The organism is Kosmotoga pacifica (assembly GCF_001027025.1).
In the GTDB taxonomy this organism is placed as follows: domain Bacteria; phylum Thermotogota; class Thermotogae; order Petrotogales; family Kosmotogaceae; genus Kosmotoga_B; species Kosmotoga_B pacifica.
On record NZ_CP011232.1, the window covers coordinates 181,205 to 198,423 of the forward strand.

At 35.1% G+C, this 17,219-nt stretch carries 18 protein-coding genes and 2 pseudogenes; 17 read left to right on the forward strand and 3 right to left on the reverse strand.

Features of this window, described 5'->3' with window-relative positions; all coding sequences use genetic code 11:
* Window positions 1-271 precede the first annotated feature (271 nt).
* Entirely contained in the window at window positions 272-415 is a 144-nt protein-coding gene (locus IX53_RS10850; RefSeq protein WP_169746174.1) for a hypothetical protein, read from the forward strand.
* Between the two features lie 113 nt (window positions 416-528).
* Here IX53_RS10850 and IX53_RS10730 read toward each other — a convergent pair.
* Window positions 529-923 (reverse strand): annotated as a pseudogene (locus IX53_RS10730) (IS3-like element ISKol7 family transposase); the annotation flags it as partial.
* Between the two features lie 341 nt (window positions 924-1,264).
* Here IX53_RS10730 and IX53_RS00920 point away from each other — a divergent pair.
* The 7 genes from IX53_RS00920 to IX53_RS00950 all read left to right on the forward strand — a co-directional run bounded on the left by IX53_RS00920 (window position 1,265) and on the right by IX53_RS00950 (window position 8,544).
* Complete coding sequence (locus tag IX53_RS00920; RefSeq protein WP_047753754.1) at window positions 1,265-1,543, forward strand: hypothetical protein; 279 nt, start codon at window positions 1,265-1,267, stop codon at window positions 1,541-1,543.
* 691 nt (window positions 1,544-2,234) lie between these two features.
* Window positions 2,235-2,615: a four helix bundle protein gene (locus tag IX53_RS00925; RefSeq protein ID WP_053001081.1), complete on the forward strand. Its 381-nt coding sequence runs from the start codon at window positions 2,235-2,237 to the stop codon at window positions 2,613-2,615.
* Between the two features lie 236 nt (window positions 2,616-2,851).
* Window positions 2,852-4,141, forward strand: coding sequence for an exopolysaccharide biosynthesis polyprenyl glycosylphosphotransferase (locus IX53_RS00930; RefSeq protein ID WP_053001082.1), 1,290 nt, complete (start codon window positions 2,852-2,854; stop codon window positions 4,139-4,141).
* Between the two features lie 36 nt (window positions 4,142-4,177).
* A complete protein-coding gene (locus tag IX53_RS00935; RefSeq protein ID WP_156173068.1) occupies window positions 4,178-5,269 on the forward strand; it encodes a glycosyltransferase in 1,092 nt (363 codons plus the stop codon).
* Window positions 5,232-6,350 (forward strand): hypothetical protein, encoded by a 1,119-nt coding sequence (locus IX53_RS00940; protein WP_156173069.1) that lies wholly within the window; start codon window positions 5,232-5,234, stop codon window positions 6,348-6,350. Before IX53_RS00935 ends, IX53_RS00940 begins: the two co-directional genes overlap by 38 nt.
* Window positions 6,351-6,355: 5 nt before the next feature.
* The gene (locus tag IX53_RS00945) at window positions 6,356-7,363 is read left to right on the forward strand and encodes a glycosyltransferase family 2 protein (protein WP_169746175.1); all 1,008 of its coding nucleotides are present in this window, start codon (window positions 6,356-6,358) and stop codon (window positions 7,361-7,363) included.
* Entirely contained in the window at window positions 7,360-8,544 is a 1,185-nt protein-coding gene (locus IX53_RS00950) for a glycosyltransferase family 4 protein (RefSeq protein WP_047753758.1), read from the forward strand. The genes IX53_RS00945 and IX53_RS00950 overlap by 4 nt, the downstream gene beginning before the upstream one ends.
* A 391-nt stretch (window positions 8,545-8,935) precedes the next feature.
* On the opposite strand, the gene IX53_RS10955 is transcribed toward IX53_RS00950, so the two are convergent.
* Complete coding sequence (locus tag IX53_RS10955; RefSeq protein ID WP_169746176.1) at window positions 8,936-9,124, reverse strand: hypothetical protein; 189 nt, start codon at window positions 9,122-9,124, stop codon at window positions 8,936-8,938.
* On the opposite strand from IX53_RS10955, the gene IX53_RS00955 reads away from it, so the two are divergent.
* The 9 genes from IX53_RS00955 (at window position 9,098) to IX53_RS00995 (ending at window position 16,783) form a co-directional block, all read left to right on the forward strand.
* Entirely contained in the window at window positions 9,098-9,349 is a 252-nt protein-coding gene (locus tag IX53_RS00955; protein ID WP_047753759.1) for a hypothetical protein, read from the forward strand. The genes IX53_RS10955 and IX53_RS00955 overlap by 27 nt on opposite strands.
* A 150-nt stretch (window positions 9,350-9,499) precedes the next feature.
* Window positions 9,500-10,540: a glycosyltransferase family 2 protein gene (locus tag IX53_RS10405; RefSeq protein ID WP_053001083.1), complete on the forward strand. Its 1,041-nt coding sequence runs from the start codon at window positions 9,500-9,502 to the stop codon at window positions 10,538-10,540.
* A gap of 85 nt (window positions 10,541-10,625) precedes the next feature.
* A complete protein-coding gene (locus IX53_RS00965) occupies window positions 10,626-11,900 on the forward strand; it encodes an O-antigen ligase family protein (protein WP_169746177.1) in 1,275 nt (424 codons plus the stop codon).
* Window positions 11,901-11,912: 12 nt separating this feature from the next.
* The gene (gene rfbA / locus IX53_RS00970) at window positions 11,913-12,782 is read left to right on the forward strand and encodes a glucose-1-phosphate thymidylyltransferase RfbA (protein WP_047753761.1); all 870 of its coding nucleotides are present in this window, start codon (window positions 11,913-11,915) and stop codon (window positions 12,780-12,782) included.
* A 163-nt stretch (window positions 12,783-12,945) separates the two neighbouring features.
* Window positions 12,946-13,335 (forward strand): four helix bundle protein, encoded by a 390-nt coding sequence (locus IX53_RS00975; RefSeq protein WP_047753762.1) that lies wholly within the window; start codon window positions 12,946-12,948, stop codon window positions 13,333-13,335.
* 41 nt (window positions 13,336-13,376) lie between these two features.
* On the forward strand, window positions 13,377-13,592 hold the full coding sequence (locus tag IX53_RS00980) for a hypothetical protein (RefSeq protein WP_047753763.1): 216 nt from the start codon (window positions 13,377-13,379) through the stop codon (window positions 13,590-13,592).
* A gap of 116 nt (window positions 13,593-13,708) precedes the next feature.
* Window positions 13,709-14,773, forward strand: coding sequence for a GDP-mannose 4,6-dehydratase (gmd, locus tag IX53_RS00985; RefSeq protein WP_047753764.1), 1,065 nt, complete (start codon window positions 13,709-13,711; stop codon window positions 14,771-14,773).
* Window positions 14,742-15,824, forward strand: coding sequence for a hypothetical protein (locus tag IX53_RS00990; RefSeq protein ID WP_047753765.1), 1,083 nt, complete (start codon window positions 14,742-14,744; stop codon window positions 15,822-15,824). The genes gmd and IX53_RS00990 overlap by 32 nt, the downstream gene beginning before the upstream one ends.
* Entirely contained in the window at window positions 15,824-16,783 is a 960-nt protein-coding gene (locus IX53_RS00995; RefSeq protein ID WP_047755334.1) for a GDP-L-fucose synthase family protein, read from the forward strand. Before IX53_RS00990 ends, IX53_RS00995 begins: the two co-directional genes overlap by 1 nt.
* Before the next feature lie 102 nt (window positions 16,784-16,885).
* On the opposite strand, the pseudogene IX53_RS11075 reads toward IX53_RS00995, so the two are convergent.
* Window positions 16,886-17,175 (reverse strand): annotated as a pseudogene (locus IX53_RS11075) (IS701-like element ISKol8 family transposase); the annotation flags it as partial.
* Window positions 17,176-17,219 lie beyond the last annotated feature (44 nt).

Genomic DNA, 17,219 nt, shown 5'->3' on the forward strand with positions numbered 1-17,219 from the left:
CTTGGGCATTTTTGGTTGTTCAGCGTCTTATGGTGAATCTTTGAAGTAAACATCATAAGAAGTATGTTATTTCCAACAGTACTTTAAAAAAGGTAACATTTATTTGGTACAAAGTTATTAACTTTAAGAATGATCACGCAAATTTTCAGGAGGTAGCATAAAACAAAAAGCCCATTGGGGCTCTTTTGTTGTTTTAGAGTTTGGATGAAAATTGTTAGCAGAAAACTCAAGTTATGCACTTTGAATTAACAAAGAATTCCAAAGGATGAGGATGAAGGAGATAACCAATATCAATCATTCTCATAGCGATCCAAAGGAAATAATTAAATCTGAGTTCTTCCTTGAAATAAGTCTCGATGTAGTTTCTTCTCGAATAATGCTCGAATATTTCATGCTTAGCTGTAATGCTCCCTGAAAAACCGGACAAAAATCAAGCAATTTTGTGTAGACTCATGGATTCTTCAAATACCTCTTTTGGTTGAACTTGTTGCCCTTTTTCCTCAACATCGCCCAGATTCAACGATATCACCAGTAAGGAAGTTCCCGCTTGAGTTCTTCAATTTCTTTGAGTATTTCTTCATCATCTGTCTTTCGGCTGTATCCCTTAGGCTTGTAGTAATACGTGCTCCGGCTAATTCTCAAATATCCCAACGCTCTTGAAACGCTGAATCCCTCGTCAACGAACAGCGCCACTATTGCCCATTGCCTGGATGTACTACCGTTTTTTTTAGGTCTCAATGACAATGGTCTGTTTTCCAATTACCTTCTCAAGTTCTTCTTTTTTCCACCACGAGCTGCTTTACCCTGGATTCCTTCCCGTTTTCCAAGCCTCCTTTGGCACCTTCGAGAAACTATCGCCATTTGTAATACTGAGCTTGTGAAATTCCATACATCTTTTCTTCTGGCGATAGTTTCTTCGTCATTATCTGCACTCTCTTTATTCTATCTCTCTACTTTCCAGTCCAATTCTTCAGGGAAGCAGTATGCATTTATTTTCGAGATATTCTTTTTGAAATAGTAAAAAGTTACTCTTTCAATATTCATTCATAACCTTTTGATTTTCCTAAATCTTCAGTTTTACTATCTTAGAATATTTTGCCATACAACACCAAATTAAACCAATGGTCACATATATAAATATATACGTCTATTATTTTGTGTTTACATTTCGAATGTGTGTTATAATGCAATGTGTTAATTCTACAGTATTCTAGAATACTTCATAAACATATTTTAGATACTTTAAGAAGGGGGTTCCCAACGCATGCCAAGTTTTGATTACTACAACGCCAGAAAACGTGTAGTAACATTTGGGATACTTTCAGGAGCAATGGTTATAAATTCTTTGTATTCCATCTACTGTTCAATAACTGATTTCGAAAAACTCAAGAGCAGTCCCTTTCTTTGGATATTTACAGGCGTTATTTACGCATTAACAGCCTTATGCATACATCTTTTGCTACGTTCATTGAGAAAATATAGAAAAAATAGGGTGAAAATGCATTCTTTCAGTGGTTGGAATTTTTTTAATAAATCTGAATAACATAACAGAATTCAACAAAACAAGTAACCCACTCTTTCAACTTATGCATTTCGAATTAACAGAATGAAGAAAAGAAAATAAGGTCATTGAAAAAGTATGGAGCCATCGTAGTTCCGTGGTGACCAAGTAATATGAGAAGATAACTCCATGCCCATCTCGAATAACTCACAAATGTCATTAGGCATGTTTGCTTTGGTTGTAAAAAGCAATATAGATTCGTCCTCATCCTTTGGAGTTCCTTGTTAATTCAAAGTGCATAACTTGAGACCCTATGGTTGTTGTTATGCCAGGCGCACCATAGCCCCTGCGAAGCTGGGAAGTCCCTGGCGCATCCAGTCACTTCAACTCTTGACATCCCCCAATCAAATCTCTATACTTATTTTAAGGTGAATAATAAGGATCACAAACGAATAAACCCAATTAGCGCAATATTTCTCATTCAAATTAGATTTCGATAAATCGAATTATATATTGCATATATATTCCCAATATGCTAATATTAATATCACCAAACAGGCTTATAAGGTTCGCTTAACAAACTTTTACCACAATATCAATCGCCCGAATAAAAATCCAACCCAACACCCTAACCAACGATAACAGTCAACAATTCTTATGTTTTTGTTCTTAATAAACGACAAACGGACAACGGTAGTCGGCAAACGATCACTTAGGGGGGTATCAACAACAATTGTCTTTCAAATTCCAGGACCTTGAAATCTGGAAGTTAAGTATGGACTATGTTAAAGATATATATGAAATAACCAGGAATTTTCCAAATGATGAAAAATTCGCTTTAACAAACCAATTGAGAAGAGCTGCCATTTCTATACCATCAAACATTTCTGAAGGCAGTGCCAGAAAAACTAAAAGAGACTTTTGCCACTTTCTTGATATGGCGCGAGGTTCATTGAACGAGACAGTAACCCAATTGCTCATCGCACAAAAATTGAACTACATCTCCAAAGAATATTTAGACAATACACTGGAAAAAGCAGAGAGAATAAACATGATGCTCTTTAAATTAAAGAAAGCCATTACACAAAACATGATTAACGAGCACCAACGATAAACGGACAACGATAAACGGACAACGGTATTTGATTAAAGACTGTGAAAACCTAGCACATAAATTAAATGGTCTAACAAAATACTTAGAAACAAAGTAGTCTATATCAATTAAATTTTTTTCCGCCGAAGGCGCATATCCGAACCGTATTGTGGTTCGCTTATCCTGATCAAAGATCAGCAAATCCGTTGCGAAGCAACGCTATCGGGTCTTATAATTAACACAAGGGGGTCTATTATTTGCAATTTATTCGAATCATAAAAGGCTTCTTAGTCCTTAGCTACCTTGTAATTCTATATATACTTGAGAGCCTACTTGTTGGCTCCTGGACACCAGGCCTGTTCCTTCAGGCAACGATTTTAAACTTATCAATATTCCTGGGAATCTACGCTTTCCGCGGTTTCGATAATTCTAATCTCCAATCTCTAAATTCCAGTCTCGTTGCTTATTCAACAGGCTCTCTTTTAGGTGCCCTTTTTTCACTAATTGCAATTCTCTTTTTCAAAATAAAACTTCCAAGAGAAGTTTTTTTCTCTTCGCTTTTTTTATCTAGTTTTATATTTCCTATAATCACAACTTTTGTAATGAAAAAAGCAATATCGCTGATTCCACCAAAGCGCTATCTCATTATAGGGAAAGAAACTGAGATAGGAGAAATAATTCGAGAAGTGGAAAAAGCTTCCATGGGAAAAGTAAAAGTCTACGGCTACATGAATCCATCTTCAGTAGCTCTTGAACAAGCTCTTTCACTGAACCTTTTCGATGCTATCCTTGTAGCTGACCAGAAGCTTTCCAGATCCGTGGAATCTGTTCTCGAAACCGCAAGCTTACAAGGCAAATCAGTGGAGTTCCTTCCACTAATAGTCGAACAAACCCTGAAAAGAATCCCCATTGAACTGATAGATAAATTCAAGGATTATTATGAAATTCAATTCAGTTCGGTGAGAGAAACTCCCTCAAAAAGAGTTTTAGACTTATTTATTTCAATAATTGCTATGCTTATTCTTTCCCCTGTGTATTTAGTAATATATCTATCAATACTCTTAGATGATGGACTACCAATCATTTTCAAACAGATGCGCGTTGGATTGAATGGCAATAACTTCATCATGCATAAGTTCAGGTCAATGAAAAAAGATGCGGAATCAACCGGGGCTAAATATGCTACACAACAAGAGAGCAACTTCACAAAAATTGGAAAATTAATGAGACCGATCAGATTGGATGAAATCCCGCAGTTCTATGATATATTGATGGGAAAGATGTCTTTCGTGGGGCCAAGACCAGAACAACCAAAGTTCGCTAAGGAACTCTCAGAAGAACTACCGTATTATAATTATAGACACAAATTAAAACCCGGACTTACCGGTTGGGCTCAAACGAATTACAAATATGCTGCAACAATTGAAGAACAGGCAAAGAAACTAAGTTTTGATCTTTACTACATAAAAAATAGATCGTTACTGCTCGATCTTCAGATAATTCTTAGAACGTTCGAAACAGTTGTGTTCAGGAAGGGAGCTATGTAATTGAACAGCCGACCAATCTTTTTAACAATTAATAAGATGTACTTTCCCGAAATTGGTGGTGTAGAAAGTGTTGCAAAAGTAATAGCCGAAATCGCGGCCAGACGTGGTTATGATTCTTACGTAATAACCTTCTCTAGAAGCAAACATACTTCAAAAGAGAATATTAACGGGGTTCATGTTATAAGATGTGCGAGTATATTTTGTAAAGATCCAATTAGAATAAGCCTTAAATTTATTCGATGCTATGAAGAATTTTCCAAAAAATCAAGTATTGAGATTTTTCATTTTCCATCGGGCTTTCCCGAACTAATATGTAAGAAAAGCAAAACCAACACAAAAAAATATGTATTTTATCACGCAGATGTTGTCTCACGAAATATCAAGGGATATTTATTTAATTATATGGTTGCTTCTCCTTTTCTATCGACAGCTGGCAAAATTATCGCAACGTCACCTCAAATGCTAAGAACATCCCCCTTACTAAACCAATTTCAGAACAAATCGACGATCATTCCTCTTTTTGTTGATGATAAGCTATTTACACCTTATGGTGAATTTTTCGATTTTACAGATTATGGATTAAGGGTCTCATCAAATATGAAACTAGTTTTGTACGTAGGAAGGTTCGGGCGTTATAAAGGACTCGAATATTTAGTAAAAGCATTCAATTTACTTCCAAAGCAGTATTTACTGATACTTGTTGGTGATGGACCACTTAAGCCATTTATTCAAAAATTAATTAAGCACTACGATCTAAATAATAGAGTTTTCATGTTACCTCATTTGAAATATTTTGATCTTGCAAAACTTTATAGAACTGTTGATGTTTTTGTTTTACCTTCAATAGATAGAGGAGAAGCTTTCGGATTAGTAGCATTAGAAGCAATGGCAAGTGGTGTTCCTGTTATTACTACAATTCTGGGAACTGGTACTACTTTTCATAATTTGCACAATAAAACAGGGTTGCATGTGCCCCCGATGAATTCTGAAGCACTTGCAGAAGCAATCATGAAAATTATTGATGAAAATTGGAAAGTCAGTCACCATGATGTGATTTTGAAAAGGGCAAAGGAATTCTCTTTAAATAAGTTTGAAAAAAGAATACTCAATACTATTTTTAAAATATGATATGCGAGGTGTTTTTATGAATGAAAGAGAAACAGTATTCGAAGTGATCCCAGGTTTATTAGGAGTAAAAACCAATTCAAGAATGATTAACTTCTTCAAATTCGGCGGTATATTTCTCGCAGAGAAAGCAAAAAATGATCTACCAATTATAGTTAAATATACTGTGGATGAAAGTATCAAGCATTATGAAAAACGAACCTCTTCGGTGATATTTCATCATTATTACGGAAGTTATTCGGAGAATCAACTTTATTATGATAGGCAAATATTTGGCAGTTTGAAATACCGTTTAATACTTAGAAATCTTACCGAAAGAATTCCCGAGATTGTAGTCAATAAAAGTTATGCCAAACTCCCTTTGAAAGTTAATAATATTCTTCCCCCCGGATTGCATCTGTCAGATCTCGCAATATGTAAAATGCTGGAACTTGGTTATTTGCCTTTAAGCGCAGCTGCGTTAGAATTCGAAGGAAAAGCATTCGTTTTGATAGCGCCTCCAGAAACGGGAAAAACGGTCACTGTTTTGAAAGCTCTAAAAGAAAGACCAAATGTTTATACTTATATGTCTGAAGACATGGTAATAACAAACGGAGCTGAAGCTATTTCATGCCCATTCACCCTTTCATTCCGTCATCATGGTAGTTCGCGTACCTTTAAAGAAAAGTTCTTCAATTCTCTTAACAAACTATCTCCCATTTTTAACCTTGTCACTGAGAAAGCTTCATGGCCTACTGATACATATTTCATCAAGAGTAAAATTTGCAAGAAGTGTAAAATTGATTCTATAATTTTATTACACAGAAATATGACAGGAGACAAATATTTTAAACAACTAGACAAGAAAGAAGCATTCAACAGAGTTTGGAATCTAAACAAATACGAATTCACTTACTACAGAAATCCTCTCTTGATTGCTTATTCTTTTTTGAACCCACGGAGCTTTTCATTAAAAGAGTTAGAGGAAACAGAAAGGAAACTCGTAAAAGAATTCGTGAATAATAATGACACGATAGAAATGACTGCAGAAAATCCTGAGGATTTCTTGCTATTGTTAGAACAATACATGAAAGGTAGGAGTTAAGAATGTTGGACACATCAAAGTCATCACACCCTTCATCAAATGTTGCGATTATTATTCTCAACTGGAATGGTTTTAATGATACAATTAAATGTTTGCAGTCTGTATTGAATATCGATTATGACAATTTTTCCATCATTGTTGTCGATAATCATTCTACCGACAACTCAGTGAATAATATTATAAGTTGGCTGAAAATGCAGTATATTCCGCAACAGAATAAATGGAATAATCTTTTTGTTTATAATGAGTTTCATATTCCTTCACAAACCAATAGCATCGATTTAAAAGAAAAGTCAATCATTGTTATCAAGAACGACAAAAACTACGGTTACGCTGGAGGAAACAATGTTGCATTGAGATATGCCGTAAACATGGGCTTTGATTATATGCTGATTTTAAATAACGATACAGTGGTAGATAAAGAAATATTAAAAAAGTTCATTGCTATCGAAAAGTACACTAAGAATTTTGGATTTCTTGGACCTAGAATAGAACCTTATGATGAAGATAAACAAGTTCACTACGGTGGAAGATTGAACATTTGGTTAGGAAGAGCTTCCAGAAATCGTTTCTCGAAAATTAGCAAAGAAATAGAGTTTTTACCCGTTGATCATTTGAGTGGGTGTGCTCTTTTCACCAAAAAGGAAGTTATACAAAAATTGCAAGGCTTTGATGAAGAATACTTTTTAACATTTGAGGATACTGATATTTGCTATAGAGCAATTAAAAAAAATTATAGAAACTATGTAGTTGTTAACACTTGGGTAAAACACAAAGAATTTGGTTCTACTCCAAGTACAACTGCGATATATTATTCGGTAAGAAATCGTTTTTTGTTCATGAGAAAAAACGGCAGATGGTTCCATTGGTTTAGTTTTCTACCGATTTACTTATTAGGAACTACTAAGCAAATATTCTTGTTGCTTTTCAAAGGAAATTTTACTGACGCTAAAGCTGCGTTTTATGGACTTAGAGACGCGTTTTTAAATCGCAGGGGGGAAAGAAAAAAATGAAAATTGCAATTGTTTCGCCGTATGTAAGTGAAACAGGAGGTAGAGAGAGAGTCGTTGCAGAAATAATTGATGAGTTAGGAAAATACCACGATCTTGAAATATACCTTATTTACGGCAAAAGTTATATTGATATTTCTCACAGATTCCCAGACATTATTCCTAAGAAGATACCAATGATAACGGGAAATCCCTTTGTTGAGGCTATTTCATTTTATTTTTCGCTTTCAACATATCTACTATTCGCGAAATTTGATTTATACTTGTTTCATTGGTATTACTTATTCGCGAAAGGAAAATCAGTATATGTCGCACATGGCGCTCATACAATGGCGGTCAGAGAAATAGAAAAAGGCAAATATCTAAGAAAGAGAATAAGAAGAGTCCTACGTCATTTATACCCAATTCCAACATTGCTAGAGTTCCTTACCCTCAAAACATTCAGAAAGAAGAAGAAAATAATTGCGGTTTCCGATTTAATAAGACAAGAAATAGTTAGAACTTATGATTATCGAATTGACGAAATTGATGTTATTTACAACCCAATCATTCTGCCAAACATTAAGATTGATTTTGAATATCGAAACACAGCAAGACATATATTAACAAAGGAATTTCCTATACCTTTTGATTCAGTAGTTATTGGAACTGTTGCTAATCGCTTAAGTGGAAAAAATGTTGATCTTATAATTAAAGCTATTGAATTGTTGAATAACAATAATATTTATGTGTTGATTGTCGGCATGCTGAATAAGAAAAACCAAAAGCGGCTAAATGATTGGTTAAGAAGAAGCAACATAAGTAAACGTGTGTATCTGGTTTCAGCATATGGAGATGATATTTACAAATATTATGCGGCTATGGATTTAGCAGTTTTTCCAACAGCGTATGACTCCTTTGGGCTTGCATTTATTGAAGCACTTTTCGCTGGAACCCCCGCAGTTACTTCAAGTATGATGGGGGCTTTAGAAATTTTACCAAAGCACATAGTAAACAAGTATGTTTTTGTTGTTGATGAGCTATACAAGGAAAATCTTGCAAGGACCATCAACACTGCGCTTGATTCAGTAATGAAACTCACTGACACAGAGAGAGAGAAAATGGTTAATTACATAAGAAAAGCTATACAAGAGAATAATTATAATTCTCTCAAATCTTATTCTGAATTGTGTCAGAAGCTTTAATTAATTCGAGATGAATTAGATACTCAACTTATGCACTTCGAGTTAACAGAATGAAGAAAAAACAAGGTCATTGAAAAAGGATGGAACCATCATATATTCGTAATTGACAAAAACACACGAAAAGATAATTCCATGCCCACCACGAATATATCACAGATTTTCCCGGATATTATTAAGTACGTTCGCTTTGACCGCAATGAACAGTAGAAATTCATTCTCAATTATTCCTCTGCCCTGTTCTTAGCCTACTACAAAAACACCAATACAAAAAAAGAGAATCTAACAAAGCAGTTCATTGAAATACTCTGGAAAATCCTATTTAGAAACACTATCTTACTCATGTATGGTGAAATACTCTGTTTTGGATTTTCTTTGAAGCCATCAAGTTAGGCTATACTGCCATCGGTAGGTTGAACCCCGTGATAGATGCTGTTTTCAAAGGGATGAAGATGCCGCTAAGACCATTGAGAAGACAAACAATAGGAACAACTTCTGTGGTTGTCACTATTCTTAGATACACAATGTAAAAGTAATCCTTTGCAGCGGCGTATCCATGATTGAACAGAAGATACTTGATCACTATTCAAAAGGGAGCTATATTGAGACCTATTTCAAAGAAGCCAAACAGATGAAGGTTCAGGTCTTTTTAACGAGAAATACGGAAAGGCATGTTGAATTAGTGCATCTTACCTTTACCATATGGATGCTAGCAAGGTTCTATCGTTCTTTCAAAGACCAGATATGGCTTAAAAATTTCCTGGAAGAACTCAGATTTAATTACTATCTTTGGGTTACAAAAAAATGAAGCAGGTTATTTTGTTCAATCAAGTGCTTTTGAGTTCTTTGCCAATTCAAAATGCGTAACTTGAGTTAATATTTAACCGAAACTCAAGCTTGGCACTTACTAGCTTAGTACTATTTTCGGCCTTCAACCAAAAGGAGTTTGTGTGAAGCTTTGTATTACGAAAGGAGGAAGATTTCTATTAAAGTCAGCGTAATTATACCAACCATAGGAAGAAGCGCATTATTGAACTGTCTTCAAGCTCTCTATAAGAATTCATATAAAAACTTTGAAGTTGTTGTTGTCAATGATAATCCTAGTGTTGATATTACTATCGGATTGAGCGAATTTATAAACAAGGATAACTTAACATTAATTAATAACACAAACCAAAAAGGACCAGCTTATGCTAGAAATCTAGGGGCTAGGCATGCAAAAGGTGAATTACTAGCTTTTTTAGACGATGACACAATCCCATCTGAAAACTGGTTAGATGCTGCTGTAAATTTTTTTGAATTTTCGCCAGATATTGCGGCTATTGTCGGGAAAACTATTCCGAGAGATGAAGATGCTTTATCGCCTTTTCATCATTATATGAGACATAATGGTAAAAGCGGCTATCCTGCATGCAACCTTTTTGTAAGAAACGAGATTTTCAAAGAAGTTGGAGGATTTTCAGAAGAATACTTCAATTCTAAACATAGAATTTATCACTATGAAGACGCTGATTTGGCTTTGAGAATACTTTCTCTTGGCTATAAGATCGAATATATTGAAAATGTCATTGTATATCATCCCTCTCATACAAGATCATTTCTTCAACCAATCAAAATAGCTAAAAAGAGTTTTTTTGACCCTCTTCTTCAGTATAATCATCCATTTGAATATTCTAGACTTAGATCAAAAAAATTTGGCTTCCTTAGAATAAAAAATATAAGAACTAGGAGTAGATTTGTAATTGCACTAGATATTATTTTGATACCTATTTTCTTACTGGTCTTTAAAAATGTACCATTGACCTCTATTGCTTTGATTTTATATTTGTTTTCAATTGCATTCATAATAGTTAGGAAATCTAACAAAAAAGGATTAGCTGAGATAGGATTTAAGGGAATTATTCTTGCTTTTTTGATTGAGACTTTGTCTATTTTTGCTTTTATATATTTCTATATTTTGGGCAATTTATCAGTAAGGAGTCAAAAGCATCATGAGTGATATTATACAAAATGATCTATTGAAGGCCTTCATAGCTATTTCGTTTATAACCTTCTTAATTATTAAACGAAAGACATGGGAGGAAATGGTGCTTGGAAGTACTCTGGTTCTTCTAGGGCTAGTAAACGGTTACAACTTTATTCCGGGAATGAAAAACATCAGATTAGGTGAGCTACTTTTAATTATAGTTTTTTTCTGGTACCTCGTTTTTAGGAAAATATACTTCAACAAAAAACTTACCACGTTTTTTGTTGTTTTATTTTCTACTTATTTGGTAAGTATTTTTCTAAATTTAGAGTTAATAACCTTTGAACCTCAAGCACTTTTCTTTAACCTTGCAGGGTTATTTTTAATTTCTCTTCCGTTTATTACTATTTATTCTGTTCAAGCCATACTTATTGAAACGTTTAATAAATTCGATTTAGCAATGTATTTGGCTTTGAGAAATATGGTTTTCTACATTATCATTGCTGTTTCGTTTTCCGAGACTATTATTGCTTTGACTGATTACAAATTAGGGTTCTTTTCCAGATTAGTCCTCAAAGGAACCTCATCTAGTTCAGTAGGTGCTTCTCGGTTGGGCAATTTTCTGGCGTTAAGTTTGATAATAATCGAAGCAATAATAATTCACAAACGAATAGAAAAAAAATCGAAAGGTATACTTCTTGTTTTAAGCTTGGCATTGTTTACTAATTCTTTTGGAGTTTTTGCAACATTCAGCAGAAGCGCTTGGATCAACTGGGGTGTTGGATCGCTGGTTCTCGCATTAATGTCAAAGTTCCGCGTCAAAATAAAACTTTTCTATATCATTTTGCTTTTAATTTTAATCGTGCATTTTATCACAGGTGGACAATTATTCCTGATGATATCAAAAGCATTTTCGGTGAATAACCCTGGCGTATATCTTTTTAGTAGATTTTACATATGGAAAGATGTACTAAGTATTTATAAAAACAACCCTACCAAGATCTTTGAGGGTATTGGTGTAGGTAATTATTATCTTATAAGCAATGTTTATGAGAACACCAAAAGGGGATTGGTACGAATAGGATCTTCTCATAATCAATATTTGGATATTATGAATTCTTCTGGAATATTAGGTCTTTTTGTATTCGTTGGCTTATTAATATGGTTTTTACAGAAAGGAAAAATCATGCGGGATACTTTTATTAAAAATATTTACTATGCATCGATTTTAGGATTCGCAGCTAGTTCTTTCTTCGGTGACTTTATTATTCATGATCCACGGAATGCTGGTTTCCTAGCATTTACTTCTCTTGGGTACTTCTGGGTAATATTGGGAATTGGCTTATCTCAGCTCTATGTTGAAAGAGCTTTGACAGCAAGAAATCATATATAGTGGGTGGTGTATATGAAAGGTATTATTCTAGCCGGAGGTTCTGGTACAAGATTGTATCCGATAACAAAATCAATTTCCAAGCAACTTCTTCCTATTTATGACAAACCTATGATTTATTACCCTTTATCAATTCTCATGTTAGCTGGGATAAGGGATATTCTTATTATTTCTACTCCTGAACATATCGATTTATTCAAGAATCTTCTAGGAGATGGTTCACATATTGGATTGAACTTTTCGTACGCTGTTCAAGGTAAACCCAGGGGACTTGCAGATGCTTTTATTGTTGGTGAGGAATTCATTGGAAATGATAAAGTATGCCTTATTTTAGGAGATAATATTTTCTATGGCCAAGGGTTAACTGGAATGTTGAAAAAAGCAGCTTCTTTAGAGGAAGGAGCTGTTATTTTCGGATATTACGTCAAAAATCCTCAAGCTTTTGGTGTAGTGGAATTCGATGAAAATGGGAATGTAATATCTCTTGAGGAGAAACCTAAATATCCAAAATCTCATTATGCTGTACCTGGTTTGTACTTTTATGATAACCAGGTCGTTGAATTAGCAAAGAATTTAAAACCTTCCGCACGCGGCGAACTTGAGATAACCGATTTAAACAAAGAATACTTGAAGATGGGAAAGCTTAAAGTCGAACTGTTTGGTCGCGGAATGGCCTGGCTTGACACCGGAACCCATGATGGGTTACTTGAAGCAAGCAACTTTGTTGAGACAATTCAAAAAAGACAAGGTTTTTACATCTCTTGTATAGAAGAAATTGCTTATAGAAAAGGGTTTATTGACAGGGAACAGCTGATTAAATTGGCTGAGCCGCTCATGAAGACAGAGTATGGGAAGTATTTGATGGATATAGCGGAAAATGGATGATGATGTAGCAAAGTAGTAGCTTTGCAGATTGGCTGAATTAGCGTATTGGTGGGAAAGAACAATATGAAATAACAGGTTCGTAAGTTGGCTGAATTAGTATGTTTGTGTACAAGCAGTGTGGAATAGCAAATTCACATTGAAGACCTTGAAAGGATGAGAAATAATGTCAAAATTAAGGTTCAGAGATCTTGAAGTGTGGAAGAGTTCAGTGGCTTTGGTAGTGAAAGTCTATGAAATAACGCATGAGTTTCTCAAGAGCAAACAATACGGGTTAACTTTACAGTTACAGAGAGCTGCCGTTTCTATTTCCTCATACATCGTTGAAGGATCAGGGAAAGGTACCAAAAAAGACTTTGCACATTTCCTTGACCAGGCACGCGGTTCATTGTACGAGATTATTACTCAGCTAAAAGTTTGTGGTTCAATTGGTATGGGAGATCCTGAGAAGATAAAGGCAGTTCAATATGAATACGAAATACTTACTATAAGGATAAATTCACTGATAAAAACCATGAAGACTAAAAAGAGCATAGCAGATGACGGATATAGTTAAATGCCTAATCAGCAAAACTGCCAATCTGCTAGGAGGTATTTATGCCCAAATTCAAAAGAATCACCACATCTATTACCGATTTATATTTCGTTGAATCAATGAAGCAAGTACACGCAGAAAGATACAAAAAGCGCTGGGAGATAAGAAGAACGAATAATATTCTCAAAGGAAATTACAAGCTGGAACACATCCGGTATGTTGTAAGAAATGAAAATAATGATACAGTCGCTGGTTTGGCTGCTTGGCGTAAACCCTAAATTCAATAGCCCGAAGAGTTTACGAGAACGTTTTTAAGAAACCATTAAATAGCAGCTAGAATTTGGATACTTTGAAATATTTTCATATCAATGTTACTAAATAAGGAGGGGTTATTTTGTTGAAAACCTTAATCACGGGCATTACCGGTCAAGACGGTTCATATTTAGCAGAACTTCTACTTAAAAAAGGCTATGAAGTTCATGGAGTAATTCGCCGTTCCAGCGGTTTCAATACAAAACGAATAGATCATTTATACAAAGATCCTCACGAAAGAGATGTCAATCTCTTTTTGCACTATGGAGATATGACAGATTCAACAAACCTTATACGCTTACTTCAAGAAATCCAACCAGATGAAATATACAATCTCGCCGCTCAGAGCCATGTGAAAGTCTCATTTGAAACAGCAGAATACACAGCAAATTCAGATGCTTTAGGAACTCTTAGACTTCTAGAAGCCATAAGGTTACTTGGCCTTGAGAAGAAAACTAAATTCTATCAAGCATCAACCAGCGAACTTTTTGGAAAAGTTCAAGAAATTCCCCAGAAAGAAACAACATCTTTCTATCCAAGAAGTCCCTACGCTGCAGCTAAGCTCTACGCTTATTGGATAACTGTTAACTACCGTGAAGCCTACGGTATTTTCGCTTGCAATGGTATTCTTTTTAATCATGAATCTCCACGCAGAGGTGAGACATTCGTTACAAGAAAAATAACCAGAGCAGCTGGAAGAATAGCTGTTGGCCTTCAAAAAAAGCTGTATCTTGGTAATCTCGATGCTAAAAGAGACTGGGGATATGCTCCTGATTATGTGAAAGCCATGTGGATGATGCTTCAGCAAGATGAACCTGAAGACTTTGTTATTGCTACTGGCGAGACACATAGCGTCAGAGAATTTGTCGAATTGGCTTTCAAACATGTGGGGATAGATATTGAATGGCATGGAAAAGGTGTAGATGAAAAAGGAATAAAAAAAGGAACAGATGAAATTTTGGTAGAAGTCGATCCAAGATATTTTAGACCTACTGAAGTTGAGTTGCTCCTTGGAGATCCAACTAAAGCAAAGCAAAAACTTGGTTGGGAACCAACTATAACCTTCGAAGAACTGGTTAAAATAATGGTTGAATCTGATCTGAGGCTTGCAAAGTATGAATTACACAAAAGCAACTTTAAAGGTTAAGGTTGCATGGTACGTTACTGGACATGGCTTTGGCCACGCGACTCGCATTATTGCGTTAGCTCGTAAAATACTCGAGGAAGATTCTAACATAGAGATATTATTCTTAAGTCAAAAAAAGCAGTTGAACTTTATAATTAAAAGCTTATCCAATTTTAAAGATCGGGTCTTTGGAAAAGTGAACATACTTGATATCGGTCTTCATCTTAAAAGTTTCGATGAACCCGACATAGAAAAGATGAAAGCTAACTTGAGCTATTATCTGGCACACATCAATGAGGTCACAACAAACGAAGTAACCATTCTAAAAGAATTCGAAACTCAGTTTATTGTTTCAGATTGTGTTCCTCATGCTTTTGTTGTTGCCAATACCCTGGGAATTAGAAGCCTTTTACTTACAAACTTTACATGGGTAAAAATGTACGAGGGTATTTTAAGAAAAGAACAAACTCAGTTAAGACAGATGTATAGCTTGGCAGATTATTTTATACAATTGATGCCTTTTCAAGAGAAAATAGATCTATCTCCTTATACAAAAAGAGGATTTTACTGTAGAGATTTCAACGAAGAGAAAGCTTTAGAAATAAGAAAGTACTTGCTCAAAAATTATGACAACATCGTATATTTCGGAATGGGAATGTCTGTTGAATACAGCAATGATTTCAAAAAGTTCTTTGACAAAAACGGAAAAACCGCTTTCATCGTCCCATCGAGTTTTCCAAAGATTTCCAATAATTGCTATCCAATCCCTATAAACGAAACAGAATCACAGAATTTTGTTATGGCAGCTGATTATGTTATAACCAAAGCAGGTTGGTCCACTGTAGCGGAAAGCCTTATCGCTGGAAAAGCGATGGTAGTTCTGGATCGCAAAAACATACCAGAAGATATTACCACAGTCGAGTATTTAAAGACCCTGGGAATTCAGTCTGTTTCTTTAGATAAATTACTGAATTCATTGGTGAGCGGAATGCCCGTTAAGTTAGCCAATGTTGCCGCAGACAAAAGAGTTCCTAATGATATTTCGAATTTAATATGGGAGGCGCGAAAATGATGGATTTAAGTACTAAGCGAATCGTTGTAACTGGTGGAAATGGCTTCTTAGGAAAACACCTTGTGAGAAAACTAAAAGAAGAAAGAAAATGTGAAAAAGTCTTTGTTCCAGAATACCCCGAATATGATCTCACAAAACTTGAGGATATAGTCCGAATGTATGAAGAATTCAAACCAGATATTGTAATACATCTTGCAGCAGTTGTTGGTGGAATTGGCGCAAACAGAGCTCATCCCGGAAAATTTTTCTATGATAACGCAATAATGGGTATACAGCTTATAGAATACGCTAGAAGATATAGCATTGAAAAGTTTGTACAAATAGGCACCATTTGTGCCTATCCCAAATTTACTCCCGTTCCCTTCAAAGAGGAGGATTTATGGAACGGTTATCCAGAAGAAACCAACGCTCCTTATGGCATTGCAAAGAAAATGCTTCTTGTTCAACTTCAGGCATACAGACAAGAATATGGATTTAATGGAATATATCTTCTTCCAGTGAATTTGTATGGTCCAGGAGATAATTTCGATCTTGAGACATCCCATGTTATCCCGGCAATGATAAGAAAATTTGTTGAAGCAAAGGAAAAAGGAGACAAAGAAGTGATTCTCTGGGGTGATGGCTCTCCAACCAGAGAATTCCTTTATGTAGAAGATGCTGCAGAAGGAATAATTCTAGCAACTGAAAGGTATAATAAACCCGATCCTGTAAACCTTGGAGCAGGATTTGAAATATCTATACGAGATTTGGCAAACAAAATCAAAGAACTAGTTGGTTATGAAGGAAAAATAGTTTGGGATACAACAAAACCGAACGGACAACCAAGAAGGATGCTAGATACTACAAAAGCAAAGAAAGAGTTTGGATTTGAAGCTAATACAAATTTTGAGAAAGGATTGAACGATACTATAAAGTGGTTCCTTGCAAATCACAACAAAACCAATAATATCAAGATATAAGTCAAATCCGGTCTTTGATATTTATTAGTATTTCGCTATCATAATGGCTGTGAAATAAAGAGTTGTTATATTGACTCACTATCTTCTCCGCCATGTAAGACAGTATTTGCCAAGGTTCTCTATCTTAAGCCATATCTCTGAATAACAGTCTTGTTAGATATTATGTATTTGGGCTCATACTCGTTGTTTGAGAAAAAGCTCCGAATGAAGCCTAACTTATTGCCTGTCAGTTCTTTGGTGGTAGCTTTTGTGGTCCTTTAAAATAATCAGGAAAGGGATAATTGAGAATGTTCCATCTTCCTATCTATGGAACTGGGGCTCTTGAAATAATATATAGCAAGCCCTTTGACGTAATTGAGTAGTAGTGTTTTGTGTTCAGACGCGGAAAAACTTCTTTATATAAGTTCAGAAGTCTTAGCAGCTTAGTTTTGGATAT

Excerpts from the sequence above, each read along its gene's own strand:
- IX53_RS00955 (WP_047753759.1), top strand. The coding sequence starts at position 9,098 with ATGATTGAACAGAAGATACTTGATCACTATTCAAAAGGGAGCTATATT.
- rfbA (WP_047753761.1), top strand. The coding sequence starts at position 11,913 with ATGAAAGGTATTATTCTAGCCGGAGGTTCTGGTACAAGATTGTATCCG.
- IX53_RS00965 (WP_169746177.1), top strand. The coding sequence starts at position 10,626 with ATGGTGCTTGGAAGTACTCTGGTTCTTCTAGGGCTAGTAAACGGTTAC.
- IX53_RS00995 (WP_047755334.1), top strand. The coding sequence starts at position 15,824 with ATGGATTTAAGTACTAAGCGAATCGTTGTAACTGGTGGAAATGGCTTC.
- IX53_RS00980 (WP_047753763.1), top strand. The coding sequence starts at position 13,377 with ATGCCCAAATTCAAAAGAATCACCACATCTATTACCGATTTATATTTC.
- IX53_RS00975 (WP_047753762.1), top strand. The coding sequence starts at position 12,946 with ATGTCAAAATTAAGGTTCAGAGATCTTGAAGTGTGGAAGAGTTCAGTG.
- IX53_RS10850 (WP_169746174.1), top strand. The coding sequence starts at position 272 with ATGAAGGAGATAACCAATATCAATCATTCTCATAGCGATCCAAAGGAA.
- IX53_RS00920 (WP_047753754.1), top strand. The coding sequence starts at position 1,265 with ATGCCAAGTTTTGATTACTACAACGCCAGAAAACGTGTAGTAACATTT.
- IX53_RS00950 (WP_047753758.1), top strand. The coding sequence starts at position 7,360 with ATGAAAATTGCAATTGTTTCGCCGTATGTAAGTGAAACAGGAGGTAGA.
- IX53_RS00935 (WP_156173068.1), top strand. The coding sequence starts at position 4,178 with ATGTACTTTCCCGAAATTGGTGGTGTAGAAAGTGTTGCAAAAGTAATA.
- IX53_RS00990 (WP_047753765.1), top strand. The coding sequence starts at position 14,742 with ATGAATTACACAAAAGCAACTTTAAAGGTTAAGGTTGCATGGTACGTT.